This window comes from Nostoc sp. CCY 9925, from assembly GCF_963920935.1.
Classification (GTDB): Bacteria; Cyanobacteriota; Cyanobacteriia; order Cyanobacteriales; family Nostocaceae; genus Nostoc.
In genome coordinates this window covers 1-5755 of sequence record NZ_CAWUDO010000208.1, presented here as the reverse complement: position 1 = coordinate 5755, position 5755 = coordinate 1, and the positions used below count along the sequence as shown (strand labels likewise).

6 protein-coding genes are annotated in these 5755 nt (G+C 45.5%); 3 read left to right on the top strand and 3 right to left on the bottom strand.

Annotated elements, in window-relative coordinates:
- Positions 1-389: 389 nt before the first annotated feature.
- On the bottom strand, positions 390-3326 hold the full coding sequence (locus tag ACM0OY_RS39260; protein ID WP_414574114.1) for a DUF3854 domain-containing protein: 2937 nt from the start codon (positions 3324-3326) through the stop codon (positions 390-392).
- A 314-nt stretch (positions 3327-3640) separates the two neighbouring features.
- Positions 3641-3856 (bottom strand): hypothetical protein, encoded by a 216-nt coding sequence (locus ACM0OY_RS39255; RefSeq protein ID WP_414574113.1) that lies wholly within the window; start codon positions 3854-3856, stop codon positions 3641-3643.
- Between the two features lie 276 nt (positions 3857-4132).
- Here ACM0OY_RS39255 and ACM0OY_RS39250 point away from each other — a divergent pair, with 276 nt between their 5' ends.
- Positions 4133-4417, top strand: coding sequence for a KGK domain-containing protein (locus ACM0OY_RS39250; RefSeq protein WP_414574112.1), 285 nt, complete (start codon positions 4133-4135; stop codon positions 4415-4417).
- A gap of 84 nt (positions 4418-4501) precedes the next feature.
- On the opposite strand, the gene ACM0OY_RS39245 is transcribed toward ACM0OY_RS39250, so the two are convergent.
- Positions 4502-4852 (bottom strand): hypothetical protein, encoded by a 351-nt coding sequence (locus ACM0OY_RS39245; protein ID WP_414574111.1) that lies wholly within the window; start codon positions 4850-4852, stop codon positions 4502-4504.
- A gap of 303 nt (positions 4853-5155) precedes the next feature.
- On the opposite strand from ACM0OY_RS39245, the gene ACM0OY_RS39240 reads away from it, so the two are divergent.
- Together ACM0OY_RS39240 and ACM0OY_RS39235 are read left to right on the top strand one after the other, a co-directional pair.
- Complete coding sequence (locus tag ACM0OY_RS39240; RefSeq protein WP_414574110.1) at positions 5156-5338, top strand: hypothetical protein; 183 nt, start codon at positions 5156-5158, stop codon at positions 5336-5338.
- Positions 5335-5610, top strand: coding sequence for a hypothetical protein (locus ACM0OY_RS39235; protein WP_414574109.1), 276 nt, complete (start codon positions 5335-5337; stop codon positions 5608-5610). The genes ACM0OY_RS39240 and ACM0OY_RS39235 overlap by 4 nt, the downstream gene beginning before the upstream one ends.
- Positions 5611-5755: the final 145 nt, after the last annotated feature.

The following is a 5755-nucleotide window of genomic DNA, read 5'->3' as shown; positions in this document are numbered from 1 at the left end:
AATAAATCTGTTTTATGAGCGATTGAAATTTATGTAAATCTTCCTCTTTTATGTATTTTCGGAAGTGTCTTTACTCAAGCAACACATTGTAAAGACAGGATTCTAGAAATACTGCTGATTTGGCGCAAGAAAAATATACCTGTTTTACCCTGGCAGAAGGTAAAACAGGAAGTCTACTGCCAAATTATTTTCAACAGCATGAGTGGCTGTACTGAATCTAGCAGCAAAATAATTTATACAAATCTTTAAAACCATCGGCAGGACAAAACCGGCTAGGGCGAATACGCTGAAAGTTCTTACAGGATTTGTAACTTTCATCAAGCGCGATCGCCCCATCGTTCCAAAAAGGCGATGCCTGCGGCGGGCTGCGCCTACGCGTTTTTATTTGGTTACATCTCCTCAAACTCCCCAAGATGAGAAGTGAGAATCGTGTTCTTGGGTGTCTTGAAAATGAACTGAGTGCTACTTGGTGGATTGGGAATAGATTTTAAAGTACAGCCTTCAATCCACTCATACCCATCATCGCCAAGCTTGCGAATCTTGAATTTACAGCTTGGATTGCTAATTTTGGGCATCAATGCTGCTTTTATTCGCTCTTGCCAGGTCTGGATAACTCTAGTTTCCTCTGCGAACCTTGGAAGTGTCTTTTTGTCAGGAATTGTCTTGATGATCTTAGTCAAAGTTTGACCGTCTGGAGTTTCAAACTTCAGCCAAACCCTACTTTGACCATTTTTGAACCTGTGGAAAGGTTCAGCGCTGACCTGAACCACCCCAAAGTCTGTTTCTACCTTGAAGATAAAAGGCTTGATCTCAAATAGCTTATAGTAGCTGCATTTCTCTGGGCAAGTGCCAGGGATGCTCTCGTCATTAAGGGATGAGGTTTCATTCTCCTCTGTTGATGATTCACTTTCATCTGAAAAGCGAACTTGTTCTTCGGAATTTGACTCTATATAATTTAGAGCTAGCTGAGTGGTATCCGTCACCTCCTTGTCAGGCAAGGGTTTCAACCCGTCACCTGACCCGTCACCTGACCCGTCACCATCCGTCACCTGACCCGTCACCCGTTCCATGAGCGAGTAATCGTATGTTGGAATTTCGTTGTCCAAGGGAGTTCTTAAACGCAGTCCCCTGATAAACTTGCCAGTTTTGGTATGCTCTTTTTGGACTGGCCACTTCAGAATTGTGTGGCAAAGCTCCAGTAAATCGGGGCTAAAAACCTTGATACTTTTGGGCAAATCGCCAGAAGCCTGACAATGGCGATTATAAGAACCAAATAAGGTATAAGCCTCGCCGTTTGTACCTTCGTTTCTATCGTTGCCGATCGCAGTAACGGCGTTGACATCATAAATAACCTTGTCGTTGATCCAGGACGCCACTGAATCGCCTTTCATCTGGTTGTTCCAGAATTCCAAGGTACATTCTGGGATTTCTTTCTTGCCCCTCAACACCGCGCTAACGTGATCGTCACTAAGCGAGAGCAAGTAGTTAGTGAATGCCCCTAATTCCGGTTCAAAAACTGTAGATAGCTGTTGGCGGTCGGCTTCTCTAACAGGATTGTTACAGGGGACGGTGATGGTTCGGCGCTTGGCACGGCTGCTGCTACCACCGCTGAAAACGGGGAAGTTTGAAACCACCAAGGTCATTCCCTGATAATCAAAGTTAAAAGATTTCTGCCGTTTTTCTTCGGCTCTAACCTGATCTTCACCAGTTAAACTCAGGAATCTGCCTATGCTTCCTCTGTAGGGATCTTCGTCTGGGAATATCACCAGGCGCTTGCCAAATGCGTTCGCTCCCTCAAATTGATTTGTACACCAGATGGGGAGATTGGTTACTAAAACGTTTTGCTTGCCAATCAATTCAGTCAGCAACCTGGTGAATGTCCCTTTACCTGTTCCACCCAATCCAATTAGGTGAAGAAATTTCTGTAAGTCGTATCGTCCTTTGATTACGGCGTTACAGTAACAAATTAGTAGCTCTTTGATGTCAGCATTGCCAGCAGCAAGGTGTTCTAGGAACTTGTTGATATTTTCCCAGCTTCCACCACCAGCACAGTAATCTCTCGGCAAGCACCAGGTCAGCCGATATTTAGGTGAGTGGGGCAATAACTCTCCTGTGCTAATTTTTACTACACCGTTAAGAAAGGGGAGGAATTCGCGGGGTGAGACTTGGTTCCACTGGCGTTCGACAAGTTCGTGCCGTAGTATTTTGACTATGCCTGTGACATAATCGGGCCCAAAATTGTAAGCGCCTTTGCTGACTATAATTTTGTAGATTATCGCTTCGGTGTATTCTGGCGTTTCGTCAGACCAAACCCCGTCAAAGTCAGCCGCGTATCTGCGCCATTGCTTTCTTTCATTATCGAATGCCAGCAGTTCTCGGTAATCTTCGGCTATTTCTTTCGCCATCTGGTCAGGGGGCGGGTTTTTGTGTTTTTCTTCTTTGGGTGAGGAGACGCCATTCCCGGGATGAAATTGCTTCTCTAGTCTGGCAATCGCTCGATTGTAGGCTGAGTCAAAAGCACCAAATCCTTTATTCACGATTAGATCGTCTACTCCTTTGCCATCTTCTGATGACCAAACAATATCTTCTCTGTAGGTCTTAAATCCATCCCTGTCGAGAACATTTCCTAAATCTCGTTTGGCGGCGTTGACTCGATGTCTGGTTTTTTCTTTGCTGTCACGGTCGAGGGCGAATAGCCAGATAGCATCTTCGTGGTTAAATCGCTTCAAGTCGGGGATTAATTTTTCTCTGCCACCAGAGCTACAGCCATACAGAGGTAGTGGAACATATCCCTGAGAGAGTAGAGCTAATCCTTTTTTGCCCCCCTCGCCAATGATGCGAGGAATGGGAGCAGTTTCAACCCATTCCCAAAAACTGCCATCCATCGGCACTTCTACTCCATACCGAGAAGCAATGCGCTTTCTAATCGACTGAGGAACTGGTGGGAGAAAAACGCGATCGCCATTGCCTTTGGGAGCCAAATAACTGTAGGGTCGTTGACGGTCTTCGTCCCAGAGGGAGACGACAGCTTGCCAAACCGTGCCATCTTCGTTCATGAAGAACGCAGCATACATTGGTTCTTTGACTTGTTGGGTAAATCGGGTAAACGTCCAATTTAATGCCTCATGGATTGGGGTGGTGACTTCACCGCCATAGTCAAATTCCTGATCTTCATGAAATTCGATGCAGTGTTTAAATAGTTCTGGGTCAACAGCACTGTCATCAATGAAGCTGGTTTCGATGAACTCTTTGAATTCGTGAAATGACTGAAATCTATTAGTACTTAACGTTAAAAGTTCTTGCACAGAGAGAGTTTGGCTAATCATTTCTCCCTCCAAACATGCTATAATTTAATGAAATTAATTTTCGTGTTTGCTGAGGAATGCTATTACATTGCCTCAGTTTTTTATTTCTTTCTTTAATTATTAATTGTCGTGTTAATTGTGACATGATAAGCCTGAACTTTTTATTAGTGACGGATGGTGACGGGTCGGGTGACGGATGGTGACGGGTCGGGTGACGGATGGTGACGGGTCGGGTGACGGATAAGGTGACGGGTTGGAATGCTTGCTGTGTAAGGGGTGACGGATTAACCGCTATTAACTGGTAAAAAATGGCTGGTAAAACGATCGCATCAAGTTCATGATTCCCTCTTTGAAATTTCTGGGGTGTCGGTCAGTTGCAGGAACAGCAGAAAATTATCCAGTTCCTCTTCAGTTAGTTGGAGGCGCGATCGCACCCCGTAATACTTCTGCAAATGCTCTTTGCCTTGGGCTACAGTCCACCCCAGTCGCTGCATTTGGGCGTCGGTTTGGCTGAGTAGTTGGGCTACTTTCTCATCTGCGGGGTCGAGCATAGGGCACGGCTGAAGGTTTCTGGTTGTTCTGCAAACAGGCGGGGCAACCCTGCGATTACCTGGGTGGCTAATATTTCGGCGTGCTGGTCACAAAGGCATGGAATTTGGATTTTGATGTAGTCCACCAGGGGGCGGATTGATTGGGCTAGGTCTTCTTTGTCCATTAGGCATTGGGGAAAACTTAGGAAAGGCGGATCAAGTTGGCGCTTGAGCCGCCATGTTGTTTACCGAAAGAGAAAATCGAAAATGGAACTAAATCAAAACGACGTTGTGACAATGCACGACGCGTTCACTTTTAATGGCGGAGAAACTTTGAAGGTAAGTCAGTTGCACACAGCTATTAAGAAACATCTTGGTGATCCTCTTTGCATGTGGTTTCATGGGACAGGAATTCAGTGTGAAGTCCTTCGGGAACAGGGTGGCGGTTGGCAGAAAGGTAAAATCCACTTTCGGCTGGAGTTTATCCCGGAGAAGGCAAAAGTCTCTGAGCAAGAGGTTCCTATAGTTACTAGTGAGTTAGTTTCGCCGTTAGATGATCTGCGGTCAAACCTGGAGGTTTAGTAGTCACACATACATCGCCTGCTGATGGCAGTAGGCGACATATCCATGAATAAAGCCGTCCTAGCGATTGCTGGTAGGACGGCTTTATTCAGTCTTGTGTCCGTTTAAATCTGTAATGCTGACAGGGATCTGTCTTAGCTCTTTGAGTCTGTTTCTTAATAAATCAGCCTGCTGTTCGTGGTAAGCCAGTTGTTTCTCTGTCTCCTCAATTAGCTGGCCGACAACTTCCCCAGTGACTGCGCTACTTGAGTGCTGTTTTGAGATATTGATATCTGATTTGTCGCTATTTTCTCTAAAAGTTGGGATCTGGTGAGTCCCATAGTTTGTGCTAGCTCCTGGAATAGCTCCCACGCTTCTGGATGCACTTTTAAGCTCACTCCTATAACTTCTCTGCCCGATTTTGGGCGACCGGTTCTTGCCATTTTTTCGTTCCATGATCGACACCCCAATTATTGCATATCCAGAAATCCATTATTGCTTACAGGTATCCAGATATGCAATACTACTAATTATTGGATTTTTAGATATCCAAAAGCACTACGCAAACCAAGCAGAGATGGCAGCCTGCCAGCACTGAGCGAACGCCAAAGACCTGCCAGCGTGAGTAACGTTATGTACCTGATGCCTAATATCTGATACCCAATACCCCAGACCAGGCAGAGATAGCAGCCTGCCAGCACTGAGCGAACGCCAAAGACCTGCTAGGGGAAACTGACAACTGACAACTGACGAGGAACTATGTCCAGAAAAGCAAATATTGTTCAACAGAATAGGCGTCGAAAGAAACGTGGATTGAAGCCCCGTCGTGCTGGTTGGGTTCTATCTGCGGTGGTGGCACCTCAGTTTGATAAATGCCAATCAGGGGCACAACCAGTCCCCTACGTTAACAACCTACTTTTAGACAAAGAAATCAAAGCATGATCAACAAACCTTACTTAGTCCGTGTGAGCGACAACGAGATCGTCAACCTCGAAAACGTCAGAAAAATTAAACGGGAGGGAGAGCAACTTTTTATTTATATGAGTGGAGAGCCAAAATACTCTCCTCCGGCTATTGTTCTCGAAGGCGATGAAGCAAAGGCAATGTGGATTTACTTCTCCTCCGCCATGATGAGCTTCCAGCCTCTGAAAATTACAAATCCAGGGCGAGAAACTCTGGATAAGATCCCAAATTCAAACGATGAACAACATTAAAGGCTGATCGTCATGAATTTAACCCAAAAACCAGCAGACATCATCATTTACATTGAGCAGAACTTTAACCGCGCTCAAGCCACCGGGTTGAATTGCCTAATCTTCCTGGCACTGCGGGAGAACTGCGATGTAGCTCACCATTGGA